This is a genomic window from Ferrovum myxofaciens (assembly GCF_000735045.1).
Classification (GTDB): Bacteria; Pseudomonadota; Gammaproteobacteria; order Burkholderiales; family Ferrovaceae; genus Ferrovum; species Ferrovum myxofaciens.
Window position 1 is genome coordinate 1 of sequence record NZ_JPOQ01000048.1, and the last position, 17,815, is coordinate 17,815.

Annotated in this window: 17 protein-coding genes; 11 read left to right on the forward strand and 6 right to left on the reverse strand. The window is 55.0% G+C overall.

What is annotated here, in order from left to right; translation table 11 throughout:
• Together IV91_RS16785 and IV91_RS0107410 are read left to right on the forward strand one after the other, a co-directional pair.
• The coding region (locus tag IV91_RS16785) for a helix-turn-helix domain-containing protein (RefSeq protein ID WP_051862283.1) at window positions 1–450 on the forward strand (450 nt) is incomplete at its 5' end.
• The gene (locus tag IV91_RS0107410) at window positions 447–1,769 is read left to right on the forward strand and encodes a HipA domain-containing protein (RefSeq protein ID WP_031597269.1); all 1,323 of its coding nucleotides are present in this window, start codon (window positions 447–449) and stop codon (window positions 1,767–1,769) included. The genes IV91_RS16785 and IV91_RS0107410, both read left to right, overlap by 4 nt.
• An 18-nt stretch (window positions 1,770–1,787) precedes the next feature.
• Here IV91_RS0107410 and IV91_RS0107415 read toward each other — a convergent pair whose 3' ends face one another.
• Window positions 1,788–3,035 carry an ATP-binding protein gene (locus tag IV91_RS0107415; protein WP_031597271.1) on the reverse strand — a complete coding sequence of 416 codons (1,248 nt, stop codon included), beginning with the start codon at window positions 3,033–3,035 and terminating at the stop codon, window positions 1,788–1,790.
• Window positions 3,036–3,190: 155 nt separating this feature from the next.
• On the opposite strand from IV91_RS0107415, the gene IV91_RS0107420 reads away from it, so the two are divergent.
• Entirely contained in the window at window positions 3,191–4,324 is a 1,134-nt protein-coding gene (locus IV91_RS0107420) for an ATP-binding protein (protein WP_031597272.1), read from the forward strand.
• Window positions 4,325–4,382: 58 nt separating this feature from the next.
• Here IV91_RS0107420 and IV91_RS0107425 read toward each other — a convergent pair whose 3' ends face one another.
• Together IV91_RS0107425 and IV91_RS0107430 are read right to left on the reverse strand one after the other, a co-directional pair.
• Window positions 4,383–4,823, reverse strand: a complete 441-nt coding sequence (locus IV91_RS0107425; protein WP_082783055.1) for a putative toxin-antitoxin system toxin component, PIN family — start codon at window positions 4,821–4,823, stop codon at window positions 4,383–4,385.
• Window positions 4,765–5,070 (reverse strand): type II toxin-antitoxin system Phd/YefM family antitoxin, encoded by a 306-nt coding sequence (locus tag IV91_RS0107430; RefSeq protein WP_031597276.1) that lies wholly within the window; start codon window positions 5,068–5,070, stop codon window positions 4,765–4,767. The genes IV91_RS0107425 and IV91_RS0107430 overlap by 59 nt, the downstream gene beginning before the upstream one ends.
• A 227-nt stretch (window positions 5,071–5,297) precedes the next feature.
• Between IV91_RS0107430 and IV91_RS0107435 the strand changes: the two genes are divergently transcribed.
• The 4 genes from IV91_RS0107435 (at window position 5,298) to IV91_RS0107450 (ending at window position 11,109) form a co-directional block, all read left to right on the forward strand.
• Window positions 5,298–6,455, forward strand: a complete 1,158-nt coding sequence (locus IV91_RS0107435; RefSeq protein ID WP_031597277.1) for an ATP-binding protein — start codon at window positions 5,298–5,300, stop codon at window positions 6,453–6,455.
• 157 nt (window positions 6,456–6,612) lie between these two features.
• On the forward strand, window positions 6,613–8,370 hold the full coding sequence (locus IV91_RS0107440; RefSeq protein ID WP_051862285.1) for a type I secretion system permease/ATPase: 1,758 nt from the start codon (window positions 6,613–6,615) through the stop codon (window positions 8,368–8,370).
• Window positions 8,367–9,725, forward strand: coding sequence for an HlyD family type I secretion periplasmic adaptor subunit (locus IV91_RS0107445; RefSeq protein ID WP_031597281.1), 1,359 nt, complete (start codon window positions 8,367–8,369; stop codon window positions 9,723–9,725). The genes IV91_RS0107440 and IV91_RS0107445 overlap by 4 nt, the downstream gene beginning before the upstream one ends.
• A gap of 4 nt (window positions 9,726–9,729) precedes the next feature.
• Entirely contained in the window at window positions 9,730–11,109 is a 1,380-nt protein-coding gene (locus tag IV91_RS0107450; protein ID WP_051862287.1) for a TolC family outer membrane protein, read from the forward strand.
• Window positions 11,110–11,180: 71 nt separating this feature from the next.
• Here the strand turns inward: IV91_RS0107450 and IV91_RS0107455 are convergent, their stop codons facing one another.
• The gene (locus IV91_RS0107455) at window positions 11,181–11,942 is read right to left on the reverse strand and encodes a Crp/Fnr family transcriptional regulator (RefSeq protein WP_082783054.1); all 762 of its coding nucleotides are present in this window, start codon (window positions 11,940–11,942) and stop codon (window positions 11,181–11,183) included.
• A gap of 73 nt (window positions 11,943–12,015) precedes the next feature.
• Window positions 12,016–12,333 (reverse strand): hypothetical protein, encoded by a 318-nt coding sequence (locus tag IV91_RS0107460; protein WP_031597286.1) that lies wholly within the window; start codon window positions 12,331–12,333, stop codon window positions 12,016–12,018.
• 266 nt (window positions 12,334–12,599) lie between these two features.
• Between IV91_RS0107460 and IV91_RS0107470 the strand changes: the two genes are divergently transcribed.
• The 4 genes from IV91_RS0107470 to IV91_RS0107485 all read left to right on the forward strand — a co-directional run bounded on the left by IV91_RS0107470 (window position 12,600) and on the right by IV91_RS0107485 (window position 16,958).
• Window positions 12,600–13,646: a GDP-mannose 4,6-dehydratase gene (locus IV91_RS0107470; RefSeq protein ID WP_031597290.1), complete on the forward strand. Its 1,047-nt coding sequence runs from the start codon at window positions 12,600–12,602 to the stop codon at window positions 13,644–13,646.
• A 20-nt stretch (window positions 13,647–13,666) separates the two neighbouring features.
• Window positions 13,667–14,752, forward strand: coding sequence for a GDP-mannose 4,6-dehydratase (gene gmd, locus IV91_RS0107475; protein WP_031597291.1), 1,086 nt, complete (start codon window positions 13,667–13,669; stop codon window positions 14,750–14,752).
• Window positions 14,753–14,895: 143 nt separating this feature from the next.
• Window positions 14,896–15,714, forward strand: coding sequence for a class I SAM-dependent methyltransferase (locus IV91_RS0107480; protein ID WP_031597293.1), 819 nt, complete (start codon window positions 14,896–14,898; stop codon window positions 15,712–15,714).
• Window positions 15,714–16,958, forward strand: coding sequence for a radical SAM/SPASM domain-containing protein (locus IV91_RS0107485; protein WP_031597295.1), 1,245 nt, complete (start codon window positions 15,714–15,716; stop codon window positions 16,956–16,958). Before IV91_RS0107480 ends, IV91_RS0107485 begins: the two co-directional genes overlap by 1 nt.
• On the opposite strand, the gene IV91_RS0107490 is transcribed toward IV91_RS0107485, so the two are convergent.
• Window positions 16,931–17,815: Wzt carbohydrate-binding domain-containing protein (locus IV91_RS0107490; RefSeq protein ID WP_150112419.1), on the reverse strand; the 885-nt coding region annotated here is incomplete at its 5' end. The two genes, IV91_RS0107485 and IV91_RS0107490, sit on opposite strands and share 28 nt — an antisense overlap.

Genomic DNA, 17,815 nt, shown 5'->3' on the forward strand with positions numbered 1-17,815 from the left:
ACCTCTCGCGTTGAAGCAGGAAACATCTCTCGCAAGGGATATGCGGCTGGTCTTCGTAGATCAGGAATCCCTACCCTTCCCGTGCTTGCACGGCAGCCAAAAGCTGAGGGCAGGGAGGATGTCAAAGCGATCTATAAATCACACAAAAGTGAAATTATGCGTACCATTGTCGTTACCCCACCCCTAAGCACCCCGGAAGTGAAAACCCTGGGGGACTTGGGTCGCCACGTCCGGCACCGGCGCACAAAGAGTGGGTTGCGCATCGACGATGCCGCTGCACTGTGCGGCGTGGCCTCTGGCTCGATGTCTAAACTGGAGAACGGCCAGGTCGGTATGTCAACCGATAAACTGCTGCGTATCCTTGATGGTCTGGGGCTCGTCCTCATGGTTGTCTCGCGCGAAGATGTCGGAGAACTGCTCGCCAGCCACAGAGAGACGCCGTCAAAATGACCTACGTTCTGGATATCTACGACAGAGACATCATCGTCGGTGCTGTTCGCTTCGATCCTCAGACGGATACATTCACCTTCGATTACGACGACGGCTGGTTAGCAGGAAAGCATGCTTATGCTTTATCACCAGCCTTCCCCCTGCGCGGCGCGAACAACCAGACCGGTTCATTCGGCAATATTCGACGGTTCATCGAAAACCTCCTGCCAGAGGGCCAGGCCCTGGATATCGTTGCCCGGGCAGAGCGGGTAACCAAGAGCAATATTTACGGCCTCATTCGCGCTATCGGGCGGGAAACCACGGGGGCACTGAGTTTCCTGCCCGAAGGCGAAATGCCGGGGCCAGATAACGAATCCCTGCGCGAAATCAAGGAAACTGAATTACGCGAGCGTATCGCCGAGCGGGCTCAGGTGCCGCTTGCAATCTGGGATGGCAAGGTTCGGCTGTCCATTGCGGGGTATCAAGACAAATTACCCGTTTACCTGGCTGATGATCGCATGTACTTGGCCAACTCACGATTCGCTTCAACGCACATCCTGAAGCCCGAGCCGGTTACCCCTGACATGGCTGGTCTGGTGGTCAACGAGCATTACTGCATGCGGCTCGCCGCAGTCTTGAGGCTGGAGGTTGCTCACGTGGAAATCCGGCGCCTTCCCGACCCAGTGCTGGTGGTCGAGCGTTTCGACCGTCAGCGCACTGCCGACGGCGTGCGCCGCATCCACATCATCGATACCTGCCAAGCCCTTGATCTGCCCGTAAGCTTCAAGTATGAGCGCAACCTGGGTAGCGGCCGAGATGTCAGGAACATTCGGGAAGGCATCAACTTTGAACGATTGTTCTCTGTCGTTCAACACGCTTCAAACAAGGCAACGATTCGACTTGCCCTGCTACGATGGGCGCTGTTTCAGTTTCTCATCGGCAATTCCGACGCGCACGGGAAAAACGTGTCGTTCTATTCCCGGCCGGAAGGACTGGCGCTGGCTCCGTTTTACGACCTTGTGAGTGTGGTGCAATTTCCGGCTGTTGACCATGAACTTGCCATGGCTTTTGGTGACGAGTTCGACCTGGACGCGGTTGCACCATACGACGTTGCAGACTTTGCCAAGCGTACGCGAATGCCGCGCAGCCTGCTGGCGCGGGAGATGCGCAACATGGCCAGAGCGGCCCGATCGTCAGTTGGCCCCCTGGCCGACGACCCCGTTTATCGGGTATCGGAGCAGGCAACTGTGCAAAAACTGAAAGACTTTGTGCTGAGCCAGGCCATGCGCCTGGAAGAAATGGTGGAACCTATGCTGGCTGTGCGCGAAGACGACCTATGAACACCTCACCAATAAGGATCAGTCCCCGTCCCATAGGCTACGTATGGGAACAGCAAACAATCCGTTTCCAAAGGGAGTCGTTACCTCGCCATCATATAAAACCACCCCTCCAGCAAAGCGTTCTCCCGTACTTTCCTTCAATTTCCGTAACCCGCGAAAATCGCTTGCCGTCACCGTAGCCGCAGCTTTTACCTCGACCCCCGCCACACGTTGGCCACTCCCTTCCAGTACAATGTCCACCTCTGTTCCTTCTTTGTCGCGGAAGTGATAAAAGGTGATCAGACCATCCTGCCAACTCGCATGGCGGCGCAGTTCCTGAAAAATAAAAGTTTCCAGCAATTGTCCCAACAGGGTGCGATCTGCCCATAATGCTGCGGCATCTACACCAAGCAAAGCGCAGGCAAGCCCCGTATCTCCCAAATGAAGTTTGGGAGTTTTAACGAGCCTGCTCAAGCGATTGTTATGCCATGGCGGTAACTCTTCCAATAAAAATACGTGCGCCAGTAACGTCACATAATCCCGTATTGTCGGGCGACTCAATTGAAAAGGAGATGCCAGATCAGCCAAGTTGAGCAATCTTGCCGTCTGTCCTGCTGCCAGGGTAAGCAAACGTGGAAGCACATCCAGCGAACGGATGCGTGCCAAATCCCGTACATCACGCTGAACAAGTGTTTCGATATAATCACGATACCAAGTGACGCGCCTGCGTGATGACGGTCGAGCAAGCGCGGCGGGATAGCCGCCTGCCGCAATCCGTTCGGCGAGATCCTTGCCCAAACGTACTTGTTGATTTATCTTGAAACCTTTGCCAAACAAGGCATCCAGGAAATCTGGCCGCCTTGCTGCCAGTTCTGACTGAGCGAGCGGGTGCAGTCGCAAAATTTCCATGCGTCCTGCCAGCGAGTCTGCCAACTTCGGTACCAGTAGCACGTTTGCTGAACCAGTCAGAATGAATCGTCCTGGATGACGGTCGCGATCCACAGCAACTTTTAGCGCAGTAAACAATTCGGGAACCCGTTGCACCTCATCCAGCACCACCTTGTCCGGCAAGTCTGCCACAAACCCCACCGGATCGGCTTTAACCGAGGCTCGTAAAATATCATCATCGAAACTGATATACGAATAGCCAGCCTCATCACCCACTACTCGGGCAAGTGTGGTTTTTCCGCATTGACGTGGGCCGTGAATCAGCACTACCGGCGTGTCTTTTAGCGCATCCGTCAGGTGATGGAGTGCAAAACGGGGATGTAAAATCGGGTTGTTCATGCCGACCAAGTGTAACCTAATATACCGTCCAATTGAAATGTTTATCCTGTGCGCCGTAAAACCTCGCCGGCGCTGTGCGTGCCAATAATTACGACTTTTTTGAATAATTAAATAATAAAGTCGCGACTTTATTGAATTTGTTGTACGATTAGACGATGAAACGCTACCTTGATGATAGAGTATGCAACGACTTGGCCACCAAGATGGTGGTGGTGACCGGTCCGCGACAGGTGGGCAAGACCACGCTTGCGCGTCAGTTGATGCCGTTGTTCGGAAATGCTCAATACCTCAACTGGGATGTCTTGCCGGACCGGGGGGTGCTGCAACGCCAGTCGTGGAATCCACGAGCCAATCTGCTCGTCATGGATGAAATCCACAAAATGCATGGCTGGAAAGGCTGGCTGAAGGGAGTGGTGGACGGGCGTTCTCCTGGACAGGCACTGTTGGTGACGGGTAGTGCGCGCATGGAAACATTTCGTCAAGGCGGTGAATCGCTGGCGGGTCGTTATTTTGCTTTCCGTCTGCACCCGTTTTCGGTGCGCGAGTGGTGTGAACAGCAGCACGTTCTACCCGCTGATGCCTTGGATCATTTGCTGGAAAGAGGAGGCTTTCCCGAACCGTGCCTCGCGCATGATTCCGTGTTGGCCGATCGTTGGAGAGCACAGTATTTCAACGATCTGATCCGTGAAGATGTACTGGAGTTTTCTCGTGTGCACGAAATCAATACGATGCGCCTGTTCGTCGAATTATTGCGCGAACGCGTCGGATCCCCCCTGTCCTTGGCATCCATGGCCCGCGATCTGGCGGTTTCCCCCGCCACGTTGAAACGCTACCTGGATATTCTGCAGGCGTTATTTATTGTATTTATCGTTCAGCCGTGGCATCACAATATCGCCCGCGCAATTTTGAAAAGCCCCAAAGTTTATTTTTTTGATACAGGCCTGGTGAAAGGTAATCAGGGCTTGCGCCTGGAAAATGCCGTGGCGGGAATGTTATTGAAGCAGGTACATTTGTTACAGGATAGCGCGGGAAGATCTGCAGGACTGCATTACATTCGCACCAAGGACGGGACTGAAATCGATTTTGCACTCAGCGAAGATGGAAAGTTGACACAAATGATCGAATGCAAGCGGGGCGACGATAAACCGCACAGAAGTTTGTCACGCCTTGCTGAAAACTTTCCGGATGCAGAGGCCGTTCAGATTGTGTATGGGTTGCGGCAGGAAGAGTTCCGCAACAAAATCAGAATAACCGATGCGGCTCACTGGCTTAGAGGGTTATCGGCATGATGTATGAGGATCAGGATGAAATCTGCTTCCTGTTCTACCCGGACCGCAGTCGCAAATTTTAACCTGATAGACAAGAGAGTGCTTCGGCGGGCGAAAGAACTTCAATGCCGGTTTTCGGCGGATAATGCTTCCTATTACCAGTTATGATCACGCAATCTGCGGTGAGTGCGGCAGCGATGAAAGGTGCGTCGTCCGGGTCTGGCAAGTCCTGGAGTGGAATAGGCTGCGGCTTTAGAAACAGCGCCAGCCCTTTCATATCTTCGAGCAGACGGGCAGTCCGGTTGCTTGCGAAACCGAATTTGGGGCGGCTCAAAACATTGGTATATTCCGAAATAATACTCTCGCTGATGACAGGAGTCAGGGCCTGAGTGCGGATCGCGGCAATCAATTGTGCTGGCACACCGCTGGGAGTGAGCAGTGCCGATACCAGAATGTTGGTATCAATGACTGCCCGCACTGCGTACCTTTTGCTCTTTGCGCGCCAGTGCAATTTCGGCATAAATTTCTTCCATTGTCATTTTGTCCAGCCCTTGCTCAACGGAACTCTGCTGAATTTTGCGAATGTTCTCGGCAAAGCGTTCTGCCCTGATAGCCCGTAGATCATCTTCCAGCCTTGCGGATTCAGTGTGTACCATCAGAGCAAATGGCTTGCCGTTACGCATGATGACAATGTCTTCACCCGCTTCCAGTTTGGCCCATACCTTGCCGGATTCCGCGCGCAGTTCTTTAGTGGTTACAAAATCCATGACACACTCCGGTACACGATAAGGTACTTAATATAACACCAACAACTGTTTTGCGACAGGTTGCGCGATGGGGGAATGCGCGGACAAGTGTTCACTTCTTTCACTTCTTTCACATTAAAGCGAGGGGATTCTCGCAGAGATGAGTTGACCTGGCGTTAGAAACAAGAACCGCCCAAGACGGCATCTGTGTCCTTGTATATTAATATCTAATGTTTTAATATGCAAGGATGATAACGAGAAAACTTTTTCCGGTCACTGACCGTGCGCTGAAAGAATTTCCGGCCGTCGCCTTGCTTGGCCCCCGACAGTCGGGTAAAACCACCCTGGCCAAAGCGCTGGCGCAGGCACGCGTTGCGAGTTTGTATCTTGACCTGGAACGACCTTCCGAGTTGGCCAAACTGGCTGATCCGGAACTGTTTCTGAGTCGGCATTCCGACAAACTGGTCGTGCTGGACGAGATTCAACGCGCCCCGGAACTGTTTGCCGTGTTGCGTGCGCTGATCGACGAAAAGAGGACAGCCGGGCGTTTTCTTCTGCTGGGCTCTGCTTCTCCTCAATTATTGCGTCAAGCCTCGGAATCGTTGGCTGGACGGATTGGCTTTCTCGAATTGGCGCCTTTCGATGTGAGCGAGATTGTGCCTGGCCCCGAACAGTTGCAGAATTTTTGGCTGCGCGGCGGCTATCCTCCAAGTTGGCTCGCTCCCTCGAATGCTGTATCGCTCAGATGGCGGGAGTCGTTCATCACCACCCACCTGGAACGCGACATCCCTTCTTTTGGTATTCGCATTCCCGGCATGACCTTGCACCGTTTCTGGAGGATGATCGCCCATTTGCACGGCCAGCCGTGGAATGCCTCACGTCTTGCCGCGAGTTTCGGCGTCTCCGCTCCCACCGTACAACATTATTTGGACATACTCGAAGCAACCTACATGCTGCGCCGGCTCCCGCCTCTGCACGCCAATCTCGGCAAGCGACTGGTGAAATCGCCCAAGGTCTATCTGCGCGACAGCGGCATCCTGCATGCGCTGCTGAATATCCGTGATCAGGACGACCTGGCAGGTCACCCCATCGTCGGCGCCTCATGGGAAGGCTGGGTGCTGGAGCAGGTCGTCCAGATACTCGGACAACAATGGGAACTGTCTTTCTATCGCACGGCCAGCGGCGCGGAATTGGATATTGTTGCGGAGCGGGGGCAGCAGCGTATGGCATTTGAAATCAAACTCTCCAGCGCCCCCCTGTTGACCAAGGGGTTCTGGTCCGCCTTGTCCGACCTGAAACCCGAAAAAACCTTCGTCATTGCCCCGGTGACCAGTGCCTATCCATTGACACCCGGGGTCGAAGTCATCCCGGCAACGGGACTGGCGGATTGTTTGGCAACCCTCTGAGATGGCCCCCTGTAGGGACAAGAAGCCCCAGTCCGGTTTGTGTGGACAGAAATACGGGGATATGCTAGATTATTGTGATCAGCATCACTTTTACTTTGGTGATTAATATCACGCGGTGCTGTCGGCCACCGAATAATAACCCCCTGAAAAAACCTTCATGAAACCCCCTTATTCATTCCCCAAAATCCCTCAGAATGAAATCGGTCAGGCGGTGTTGGCCTACCGTAGCGTATTTCGAACAGTCGGGGTGTTCAGTGCCATCATCAATCTGCTGATGCTGGCCCCCTCCTTATATATGCTTCAGGTTTATGATCGGGTCTTGCCCAGCCGCAATGAGGTGACGCTGCTGATGGTCACGATCATGGCCGTGGGGGCGTATATCTTCATGAGTGCCCTGGAATTCGTGCGCAGTTTCATCCTGATCCGGGTAGGGGCCAAACTGGATGAAAAACTCAACAAACGGGTGTATACGGCGGCTTTCGAGCAAAGTCTCAGGAAAGCCGGCGGCAATGCGGGGCAGGCCCTGCAGGATTTGACGGCCTTGCGCCAGTTCATGACCGGCAATGCCCTCTTTGCCTTTTTTGATGCGCCGTGGTTTCCCATTTACCTGTTGGTCATCTTTTTATTCAATGTCTGGTTGGGGCTGTTTTCCCTTGTCACCACCCTGATCCTGATCTGGCTGGCTTGGCTCAATGAAAAAGTCTCCCATAAACCCCTTTCCGAGGCCAATACTCTGGCCATTACCTCCAGTAATCAGGCCAGCAATAACCTGCGTAACGCCGAAGTGATTGAAGCCATGGGAATGTTGCCCCATTTGCAGGGACGCTGGTACACCCTGCATTCCCGTTTCATCGCCCTGCAAGCCGAAGCCAGCGAAAAGGCAGGGATTGTGGGCGCCGTGACCAAGTTCATGTCGGTGACCTCCCAATCCCTGGTACTGGGCGTGGGGGGGTGGCTGGCGATCAAGGGCAGCATTACCCCGGGGATGATGATTGCCGGCTCCATCCTCATGGGCAAGGCCATGGGGCCGGTGCAACTGCTCATCAGCGTGTGGCGGCAGTTCAGTGCCACGCGCAGTGCCTACGAACGCCTGGTGCTCCTCCTGGCCACCAATCCGCCGCGTATGCCGGGCATGGAACTGCCGCCTCCAGAGGGGGTCCTCACGGTGGAGAATGTGACGGCGGCTCCTCCGGGATCGAATATTCCCGTGATCAAGGGGCTCAATCTGGCCATTGCGCCGGGCGATGTTCTGGGCGTGATCGGGCCCAGTGGTTCGGGTAAATCCACCCTTGCGCGCTTGCTGGTGGGGGTCTGGCCCTCGGCGGTGGGCAAGGTACGTCTGGATGGTGCGGATGTGGTGCAGTGGAACAAGGACCAGTTAGGGCCGTATCTGGGGTATCTGCCTCAGGACATCGAACTGTTCGAGGGTACCGTGAGTGAAAACATCGCCCGTTTCGGTGCGGTGATTCCGGAACTGGTGGTGGAAGCAGCGCAGCGCGCGGGGGTGCATGACCTGATCCTGCAATTGCCCAAGGGCTATGACACGATCCTGGGAGATGGGGGGAATGGGTTGTCGGGCGGACAGAAACAACGCTTAGGACTGGCACGGGCCATGTACGGCGACCCGGCAGTCCTGGTGCTGGATGAGCCAAATTCCAATCTGGATGATGTGGGGGAACAGGCTTTGGTGCGCGCCATCATGGAACTGCGCCAACGCAAAAAAACCATCGTCCTCATCACCCATCGAACCAGTATCATCAGTGCGACCAGCAAGTTGCTCCTGATTCGGGATGGGGTGGCTCAACTCTTTGGTCCCACCGACCAGGTATTGGCCCACCTGGCCCAGCAACAGCAACTTCAGCAGGCGCAGCAACCAGCACAGCAAGCCGCTCCGGCGGCAGGGAAGGGGGCATGATGAATCCCGTGAATCCATTATCACACAAGAAACTTGAAATCATTGATGCCACGGCCGTGGAGATCATCAAGACCGATGATCGGGTATACACCCGCATGGGCTGGTGGATCGTATTGGGCGGGGTAGGGGGGTTCCTGTTGTGGGCGATCTTTGCGCCCCTGGATCAGGGGGTAGCCATCAGCGGCATCGTGGAAGTGGCCACCAACCGTAAGCAGATCCAGTACCAGCCTGGTGGAATTGTCGAAGCCATCCTGGTCAAGGAAGGGGATACGGTCAAGGCGGGACAGGTGCTGGTACGCATGAATGATACCCTGACCAAGGCCCAGGCAGAGATGAGCCGAACCCAGTATGACTCCGATCTGGCCGTGGAGGCTCGCCTGGAAGCCGAGCGAGATGGCAAGGCCACCGTGCGCTTTCCCCAGGCCTTACTGGACCACCAGGACGATGATCCACGGGTCAAGGATGACATGGCCCTGCAGCAACAGTTGTTCACGGCACGTCGTTCAGCCTTGCAGAATGAACTTTCTGCCATGGATGAGAACATCGCGGGCCTGGAACAGCAGGCTGCCGGATTGGAATTGGCCAGGAGCAGCCGCACCCAGCAGTTGCAATACCTGACGGAACAGATCGACAACATGCGTGATCTGGTTAAGGAAGGTTATGTGGCCAAGAGCCGTTTTCTGGATTTGCAGCGCAACCAGGCGGAAGTCAACGGTATTCTGGCCGAGGAGAGCGGGCGCCTGGGGTATACCCAACGGCAGGCCGCCGAAATGAAATTGAAGAAGAATCAGCGTCTGGAAGATTTCCGGAAAGAGGTACGCCAGCAATTGACCGATGTGGAAAAAGAAGCGATCACGATCCAGCATCGTCTTTCCAGCCAGGATTTCGATCAGCGCAACACGGAAGTGAAATCACCCGTGGATGGCACGGTGGTGGACCTCAAGGTATTCACTCAGGGGGGAGTCGTTTCCCCTGGCGCGCCCATGATGGAAGTGGTCCCCTCCCACGATGCCCTCATCATCGAAGGAAAAATTCCTTTGGAACTCATCGACAAGATGCATCCGGGACTGGAAGTGGACATGACCTTCCCGGCTTTCAACCGGAACACCACCCCACATGTTCCGGGGCGGGTGATCGAGATATCGGCAGACCGTCTCACCGATCAGAAAACGGGTCAATCCTACTACACCATGCGTGCGGAAGTGACAAAAAAAGGCGTCCGGCTTCTGGGGAACCTGCAAGTGCGCCCCGGCATGCCCGTGGAGGCGTTCATCAAAACCGGCAATCGAACCATGATGAGTTATCTGCTCAAACCTCTGTTCGATCGCATCAAGACTTCAATGAGCGAGGAATGAGCGCATGAGAACCGCCCATCGACGTACTTTCCTCGTCCTGCTTTTGGGACTGGTCTCCACTCAAGGGTGGGCCATTGGGCTGGAAGAGGCTCTGGATTCCGCTTTGCAGAATGATCCCACCTATCGTTCGGCGCAACATGAACGGGATGCGGGGGCGCAAAACGTGGCCCTGGGACGTTCCAAGTTATTACCCAACTTGTCTCTGGACTATCAAAAGGGCACCAACCTGTTGGGCATTTCGAATGTGGGGTCTCCCCAGCCGGGCCAGCAAGTCAACTACATCAGTGAAGTGACGACCCTGTCCCTTCGTCAGCCTCTCTTCAATCTGGGGGACATGGCCATGTACCGTCAGGGGAAGGCCCAGGCCAGTTACAGTGATGCCCAGTTTTCCGGACACGCCCAGGATCTGATCCTGCGCCTGGTGCAAGCCTATACGGACGTATTGTATGCCCAGGACCAACTCGACCTGGTTCAGGCTCAACATACGGCTTACGGCGAACAGATGCAGGCCAATGAACGGTTGTTCCAGAAAGGGCAGGGGACCTTGACCGATACCCTGGAAACCCAGTCCAAGTATGCCCTGAGCGAGTCCCAGGTGATCGAGGCCCAGGAAAACCTGGCCACGGTCAAGCGCAGTTTCAACAGCATCGTGGGAACCGATATCCCTGATCTGGAACCCCTGACGGATGAATTTCATCCCTCCCCTCTCGACCCGGAGGATTTTGAGGGGTGGAAAGCCCTGGCGCTCGATCATAACCCTGAAATCACAGCGCAAAAGTATGCGGTGGATGCCAGCGCGCAGGAAGTCAAGAAGGACCAGGCCGGCCACGCGCCTCAACTAGACCTCGTGGGCAGTGTCAGTCGTAACAATCAGGGCTCCATCTATACCTTTGCCCAGGACATGTTCGTACGTTCCATCGGGATCGAACTGAGCATTCCGCTGTACGCCGGGGGCTATGTCACCGCCCTGTCCAGTCAGGCCAAGGCCAATCTGGAGCGGGCCCAGTCCGATCTGGATGACAAAACCAATAAAGTGCTGGTGGATCTGTACAAGCAGTACGGCCTGGTGCTGAGCAGTTTCGCCCGGATTCGCGCTCTGGAGCAAGCCGTAAATTCGGCTCAGCAGTTGATCAAGGCGACCCGCTTGAGCATTCTGGGGGGCGAACGGGTCAATCTCGACCTGCTCAACGCCCAATCCCAATACTATCAGTCACGCCGGGATCTGGCCAAGGCACGTTACGATTACCTCAACAGTTACCTGCACCTCAACGCCGATGCCGGTACCTTGAGCAGGGACGACGTCAAACAACTGGCCCACTACTTCGATCATAACCCGGTCAAGACGGCCCAGGATGCGGTTCCCCATTTCGAGGCCGCCCACTAAGGTTGTTCCTGATCGTTAAAGTCTAACAAAATCTACCTGAAAGTAGATATGATACGGTATAAATCCGGATGTTATTCCAAGGCCATGCGGGTCAGCGCTTCCGGGTCCAGAATGATCAGGCGGTGTGCATCTCGTTGAATGATGCCTTTTTGAGTCAACAGAATCAGCAAACGGGTGACGGTTTCGCGACTGGTATTGATCGTGTTGGCAATATCCTGATGGGTCGGCAGATTTTCCACGACGAGTTGCTTGGTGGGTGTTTCTTTCTTGATCAGCCACAGGAAATTGACGATGCGCCGCGAGGTGTTGGTGATGCCCAACAGCGCCTTGAATTCGGCGTCCCGTTGCAACTGGCGGGCCATATGACGCAGGAGATAGTTGGCCACGCTGGGGGAATGGGCAAACAGGTGCAAGGCTTGAGCGGGCGGCAGGATGGCCACCAATACCCGGCTGAGGGCGATGGCGGAGGCGGCATAGGGCTGTTCGTTGAGCAAACTGATCTCTCCGAAAAACCCGCCCTCCGGAATCAAGTCCAAACTGATGGCGCGGCCATCTTCCGTGAGCCGAACCAGTTGTAATTGCCCTGACAGTAAAAAAACGATTCCCCCATTGGGTGTTCCCTGCTGGATCACCGTGGCACGTTTCTCGAAGAAACGAAAGCGCAGATTCTCCTGAACCCCTTTCATTTCGGCGTCCGTCAACTGGGCAAACAACGGAATCTTGCGCAGATTAACCGTGATCTCTACCTTGTTGCGCCCACCGGAGGGGACGGACTGAAGAAACTCGGGGGGAGTCGTATCCCCCTTCTCGGGAGAAGACTGAGGGAGGCTCATCGTTGGATCGATCACAGAAACACCATAGTTCAGTATTCTACCGGATTTGCGCCATAAAAAAGTCAATCGCCCCTCAATTTCCTCCCAGTTCTTCCAGAGCCAGACGATAGGCTTCGTTGAGTTGGGTCATGGCCGCTGTATCTCCGCCACGATCGGGATGCGCTATCTGAGCCTTGCGCCGGTAGGCCAGTTTAATGACCGCCAGGCGCTTTTCTTCCAGGGGCACTTCAAGCACCCGCCGCCAATCTGCCACGGGAACAGGTTCGGCCAACTTTCCTGTTCCGGTCCACAGGAACTCTGGCTCACGCACGAACCAGCGCACAAAGACCCTGGGCCATTCGGCCAGAGCCACCAAGAGCAAAACCAGAAAGAGAAAAGCCAGAAAGGTCATGGAGAAAAACGGTCATGAAGGAAGAAAACACGCTTCGACATTCGTTGGGTCCGAAGATGGAACGGGCCGGTCCAGAGCAGTGCCCCACCATTTTGCCACAGGACCACAACCCTGTCATGTATGTCAATGTTACGATGACGCTTCAATTCCGGTTAAACCGGTTTTTGACTGTTTTTCTGAGCGGCAGGCACCTTGGAATAGGTCCCTTGAGGTCAGAAACTGATATACAATTCCTACCTGTAGAGGATGTCAAGGGGCGATGACCCATGTCAAAGGGGGAACCAAAACGTGCGGTCATTACAGGCATTACAGGCCAGGATGGTTCTTACTTGGCAGAACTGTTGTTGGACAAGGGGTATCGGGTATTTGGGTTTGCCCGTCAGGAAAGTTGGTTTCGATCTGCGGTATTCGCCCAACTGGGCACGCGGATAGAAATGCTGTTTGGGGATCTGGTTGTGGCGGAGGATATTTCCTCTGCGGTTGAGGAGGCAAAACCCGACGAGATTTACAACCTGGCTTCTCAGTCCCGTCCGGGTGAATCGTGGGCTCATCCCACAGAAACCATGATGATCAATGGACTGGGTCCGGTTCTCCTGTTTGACGCAGTGCGCAGGGTAAGACCTCGATGCCGGGTATTTCATGCCTCTTCTTCCGAGATGTTTGGTCGGACGACTTCATGGCCCCAGAACGAGCATACCCCTTTTGATGCGGCCAATCCCTACGCGGCTGCCAAGGTTTATGCCCATCAGATGGCGCGTATTTATCGTCAAAGTTACGGGATGTTCATTTCCTGCGGGATACTGTTCAATCATGAGAGCGAACGGCGTCCTGTGCATTTTTTGTCTCAGAAAGTGGCCTATGGGGCTGCATGTGCGGCTTTGGGGATTCTTGACTCTCCTGGTTTGAATGAACGAGGTCGCCCCATTGTGCAGGGAGGTAAACTTTTCCTGGGAATGTTGGAAGTGTTCAGGGATTGGGGGTATGCCCCCGATTTCGTGGAAGCCATGTGGCGTATGTTGCAACAGGATAACCCTGAAGATTTTGTGATTGGTACGGGGCAGTTGCATTCCTTGCGCGATTTATGTGCGGTGGCCTATGGAAGTGTGGGGCTCGACTGGAACGATTTTGTGGCGAGCGATCCCGCATTGGTTCGACCCCTGGAAAGTGGGCGGACCCTGGCGGACTCTTCTTTGGCCCATGCACGGCTGGGTTGGAAGCCTTCAGTGAATTTCGAGTCCATGGTCTCTAAAATGGTGGACGTTCAGAAGCAGCGCTTGATGAAGATTCAAAATACCTTACCCGGTTCTTTATAAATTTGTTTTGTGGGGCTGACATGGCAAAAGTTGCGTTGATCACCGGAGTGACCGGACAGGATGGGGCCTATTTGGCCGAATTGTTGTTGGAAAAGGGCTATGAAGTGCATGGCATCAAGCGGCGCAGTTCACTGTTTAATACCGATCGTATCGATCATCTGTATCATGATCCACATATCGCGGGACAGAATTTTGTATTGCATTATGGGGATCTGACCGATTCGAGTTGTTTGATTCGTATCATCCAGCAGGTGCAGCCCGACGAGATTTACAACCTGGCGGCGCAGAGCCATGTGGCGGTGTCCTTCGAGGAACCGGAATATACGGCCAATTCAGATGCGTTGGGGGTTTTGAGGCTTCTGGAAGCCATTCGTATTTTGGGGCTGGAGCAGAAAACGCGTTTTTACCAGGCATCCACTTCAGAGATGTACGGGTTAGTGCAGGAGGTTCCCCAAAAAGAGACGACCCCTTTCTATCCTCGCAGCCCCTATGCCGTAGCCAAGTTGTACGCCTACTGGATCACGGTAAATTACCGCGAGGCTTACGGCATGTATGCCTGTAATGGGATTTTGTTCAACCACGAGTCGCCCTTGCGCGGAGAAACCTTCGTGACGCGCAAGGTGACCCGCGCCCTGGCCCGCATCAAGTTGGGCCTGCAGGACTGCCTCTACATAGGTAACCTGGATTCCAGGCGGGATTGGGGCCATGCCAAGGACTATGTGGAAATGCAATGGATGATGCTGCAGCAAGAGCATCCCGAGGATTTCGTCATCGCCACCGGAGTGCAGTACAGCGTGCGTCAGTTCATCGAGGCGGCGGGGGCCGAGTTGGGGATCGCGTTGCGCTGGGAAGGGTCAGGAGTGGAGGAAAAAGCTTTTGATGCGGCGGGACGCTGCGTGGTGGCCGTGGACCCGCGCTATTTCCGTCCCGCTGAGGTGGAGACCCTCCTGGGAGATGCATCCAAGGCCAGGGAGAAACTGGGCTGGGTCCCGCGTATCTCCTTTGCTGAACTGGTGGCTGAAATGGTGCGGGAGGACCTCAGGGCCGCTGAACGGGACGAATTGGTCAAGCGTCACGGTCACAAGGCTTACGACCATCATGAATAAAACTTGTCTATCCCTCGGGGCCAGGCTGGTCGCCCGATAAATCGATTTTTTAGCCTGACGGTGATGTAAAGAGAGCGACGAATGACCGCCCATGGCTCATAGCCACTATAATCAGGTATTGCTGACCTGCAAGGATCAATGAAGTGAAATTACCCATTGAAGCACCCGAAGTCATCGAGTACCACTGTAACATCTGCGGCGCTACGAACCGACTCGATAACCGGCAGTTCCGCCGCGAACTGGCGCTTTGTGGAAAATGTGGGTCGAATGCCCGTTTCCGGGGAATCATCCATGTACTCGCTGGTCTGGTGGGTGAGGGAAATGACCTGCCCCTGCGGGACTGGCCGGGACGCGTGGATATTGCCGGTCTCGGCATGAGCGATTGGCCCGGATACGCCGATCTGCTCAGCAGGAAATTCCGTTACGAGAACACATTCTACGATCGCATGCCACGGTTTGATATACAGAATCTGGACGAAGCACAGTGGGGCAAGTACGACTTCGTCATCAGCAGTGATGTCTTCGAACATATCCTGCCGCCTTTACAGAGAGGTTTCAATCATCTGCTGACTCTTCTGAAGCCCGGTGGCAGTCTCATATTCAGCGTGCCCTATACGCGCACTGCGTGCACCGCAGAACACTATCCCGGCTTGAGTGAATACGAGATACTTGATTTTCGTGGGGGTAAAATACTGGTCAACCGCGATGAAGCAGGCAAGTTGCAGGTCTACGATAACCTTGTCTTTCATGGCGGAGAGGGAATGACACTGGAAATGCGCCTGTTTTGCGAGTCGGATATCTTGAGCCGTCTTGCCCGCGCGGGGTTCGAGGATATCCACGTGCACGATCAACCGCAACTTTCCGTCGGTTACTACTGGCCTGAACTGAGTCAAGCCGATCCGGATGCGCCGCTGCTGTATGCGTATATTGTTAGCGCTCGCCGTCCTGTCAGGGCTTTCTGATGGCACTCCTTCCGCGCAAGAAGACCCGCCGCGCATTCGAAAATTTTCTGTTGGCCCACTACGAGCGCGCCTTGCGGGTCGAACAGGTTCGTTCGCGGCCATTTGTACTGCTGCTCGACCCTGCCTCCCTGTGTCAACTCCAATGCCCGATGTGTCCGACCGGACTGGAGAATGCCGGTAAGGTTGGGCATGGCCGCACTGCTTACCGCTCCCGTGGTCTGCTCAGTCGGGAAATTTTTGATGCCGTGCTCGACGAGTTGGGTGACACCTTATTTTTCGTTCACCTCTACAATTGGGGAGAACCTCTCCTCAACAAGCATTTGCCGTACTTCATCCGGGAGCTCGTGCGGCGAGACATTGCTGTGGACACCAACACCAATCTTTCCTTGCCACTGGGCGATCCGTTCATCGACGAATTGCTCAATTCAGGCATCGACCGGATCGAAGCCTCGATCGATGGCTTCAGCCAGAAAACTTACGGGCGTTACCGGGTCAAAGGCCGCTTCGAACTCGCCCGCGACAACTTGCTGAAACTCGCTGCCGCCCGCGACCGTCTCGGCCTAGATACCCAGATCGTCTGGAACTTCCTGGTGTTTCGGTTCAACGAACCTGAAATCGAAATGGCGCGAAGTTTTTGCGTTGATCATGGTATCGAGTTCGTGCGCCGTGAAGCCGCCTTGTCCGAGCCATTGCGCGCTGAATTCCTGCCCAGCTACAGGGAAGGAGAGGTTCTTGAAGGATTCTTTGAGCAGAGAGAAATGCCCTTCGATCCGGAAAGCATCAGCAGACGTTCGGAGCAGAGTTGCGGCTGGCACTACTATTACTCCGTCATCAATGCCGATGGCAGCGTTTCACCCTGCTGTGCTCCTTGGGAATCAGACTGGGATTTTGGCTTCGTGACGCCGGGGACCGCGCGTTTTTCCGATATATGGAACGGCGCGGCAGTGCAGGCATCGCGACGGGATGTGGCGGGGCACCAATTGCTCGGGAAATTACGTCGTACGGGCAAACTTGATTCAATCGTCTCAGTGGACGATTTTGTCCGGCAGGGAACGATTTGCGAAGGTTGTCAGATGCCGTTGCCGATGCTTGATCTCTATTCCGGGCGTGCCGACCTCATCATTCCCCATTATTTCCAGACGTTGGGCGGGAGCGACGCATTTCTGGATCGCGCCTTCGAGTTGGTGCGCAGCCAGCCTGATGCCTTTGTCCGGCACTACGGGGGCAGGATTCCAGGGGGTTGAGAGAGACCATGGTGTATTTTGCACTCGCATTGAATATCCATGATGCCGATGACCGGCGCTGTGGAAGTGACGTGGAGGGTAAAGGCTTCATCCATCCAGTGGTGGTGCACATGGTTGAACTGGTCGCCTTCTGCCAGTGCCAGGGTGATGAAGTAGATCCCTGTGCGCAACACAGGGAGTGTGAAGGTGAATTCGGCGACGAAGCCTTCCCCGGCCAACAATGTTTCGCTGTCGCTCAGGGCGGCGAGCGTGTTGCCGCCAAAGATCTCCTGTCCGCGCGCATCTTTCCAGGAAAAACCGATGACTGGACTCGCCAGGTCTTTGTCGCAACGCGCTGTCACCCGTAGGTGTACCCGGTTGCCATCTTGAAAGATACGGCAGGACGGATCATCTGCCCGGGTAAGTTCAGCATCGACGATGCGCGCTTCCAGAAATCCATGCCATGGTCCTTCAGGGTCGAACGCTCCGATTGCAAACTGCGAATATCCTCGCCCGGCAGAGGCTGTGAAGGATGGGCTGGAGAGAGGATCTTTTTTGGCCTTCGAATACCCTCCGCGGCGCTCGACATTGATCGATTCCTGGTATTCCCGGCACACGGAACGTGCGTCATCGAAGGCATGGAGTTTGCCGTGGTCGAGCCAGAGTGCGGAATCGCACAGGTTGATGACGGCGGCGGCATCATGGGAGACGAAGCAGAGGGTGCCACGGTTGCGGAATTCGCGCATGAAACCCATGCATTTTTGGGAGAAAGCGGCATCACCGACGGCGAGGGCTTCATCGACGATGAGGAGATCGGCATCGACGTGGGCGACGAGGGCGAAGGCGAGGCGGGCATGCATGCCTGAGGAATAGAGTTT

Bases quoted from the DNA above. Each gene is read 5' to 3' on its own strand.
- IV91_RS0107410 (WP_031597269.1), top strand. From the start codon at position 447: ATGACCTACGTTCTGGATATCTACGACAGAGACATCATCGTCGGTGCT.
- IV91_RS0107415 (WP_031597271.1), bottom strand. From the start codon at position 3,035: ATGAACAACCCGATTTTACATCCCCGTTTTGCACTCCATCACCTGACG.
- IV91_RS0107420 (WP_031597272.1), top strand. From the start codon at position 3,191: ATGAAACGCTACCTTGATGATAGAGTATGCAACGACTTGGCCACCAAG.
- IV91_RS0107425 (WP_082783055.1), bottom strand. From the start codon at position 4,823: ATGCCGAAATTGCACTGGCGCGCAAAGAGCAAAAGGTACGCAGTGCGG.
- IV91_RS0107430 (WP_031597276.1), bottom strand. From the start codon at position 5,070: ATGGATTTTGTAACCACTAAAGAACTGCGCGCGGAATCCGGCAAGGTA.
- IV91_RS0107435 (WP_031597277.1), top strand. From the start codon at position 5,298: ATGATAACGAGAAAACTTTTTCCGGTCACTGACCGTGCGCTGAAAGAA.
- IV91_RS0107440 (WP_051862285.1), top strand. From the start codon at position 6,613: ATGAAACCCCCTTATTCATTCCCCAAAATCCCTCAGAATGAAATCGGT.
- IV91_RS0107445 (WP_031597281.1), top strand. From the start codon at position 8,367: ATGATGAATCCCGTGAATCCATTATCACACAAGAAACTTGAAATCATT.
- IV91_RS0107450 (WP_051862287.1), top strand. From the start codon at position 9,730: ATGAGAACCGCCCATCGACGTACTTTCCTCGTCCTGCTTTTGGGACTG.
- IV91_RS0107455 (WP_082783054.1), bottom strand. From the start codon at position 11,942: ATGAGCCTCCCTCAGTCTTCTCCCGAGAAGGGGGATACGACTCCCCCC.
- IV91_RS0107460 (WP_031597286.1), bottom strand. From the start codon at position 12,333: ATGACCTTTCTGGCTTTTCTCTTTCTGGTTTTGCTCTTGGTGGCTCTG.
- IV91_RS0107470 (WP_031597290.1), top strand. From the start codon at position 12,600: ATGTCAAAGGGGGAACCAAAACGTGCGGTCATTACAGGCATTACAGGC.
- gmd (WP_031597291.1), top strand. From the start codon at position 13,667: ATGGCAAAAGTTGCGTTGATCACCGGAGTGACCGGACAGGATGGGGCC.
- IV91_RS0107485 (WP_031597295.1), top strand. From the start codon at position 15,714: ATGGCACTCCTTCCGCGCAAGAAGACCCGCCGCGCATTCGAAAATTTT.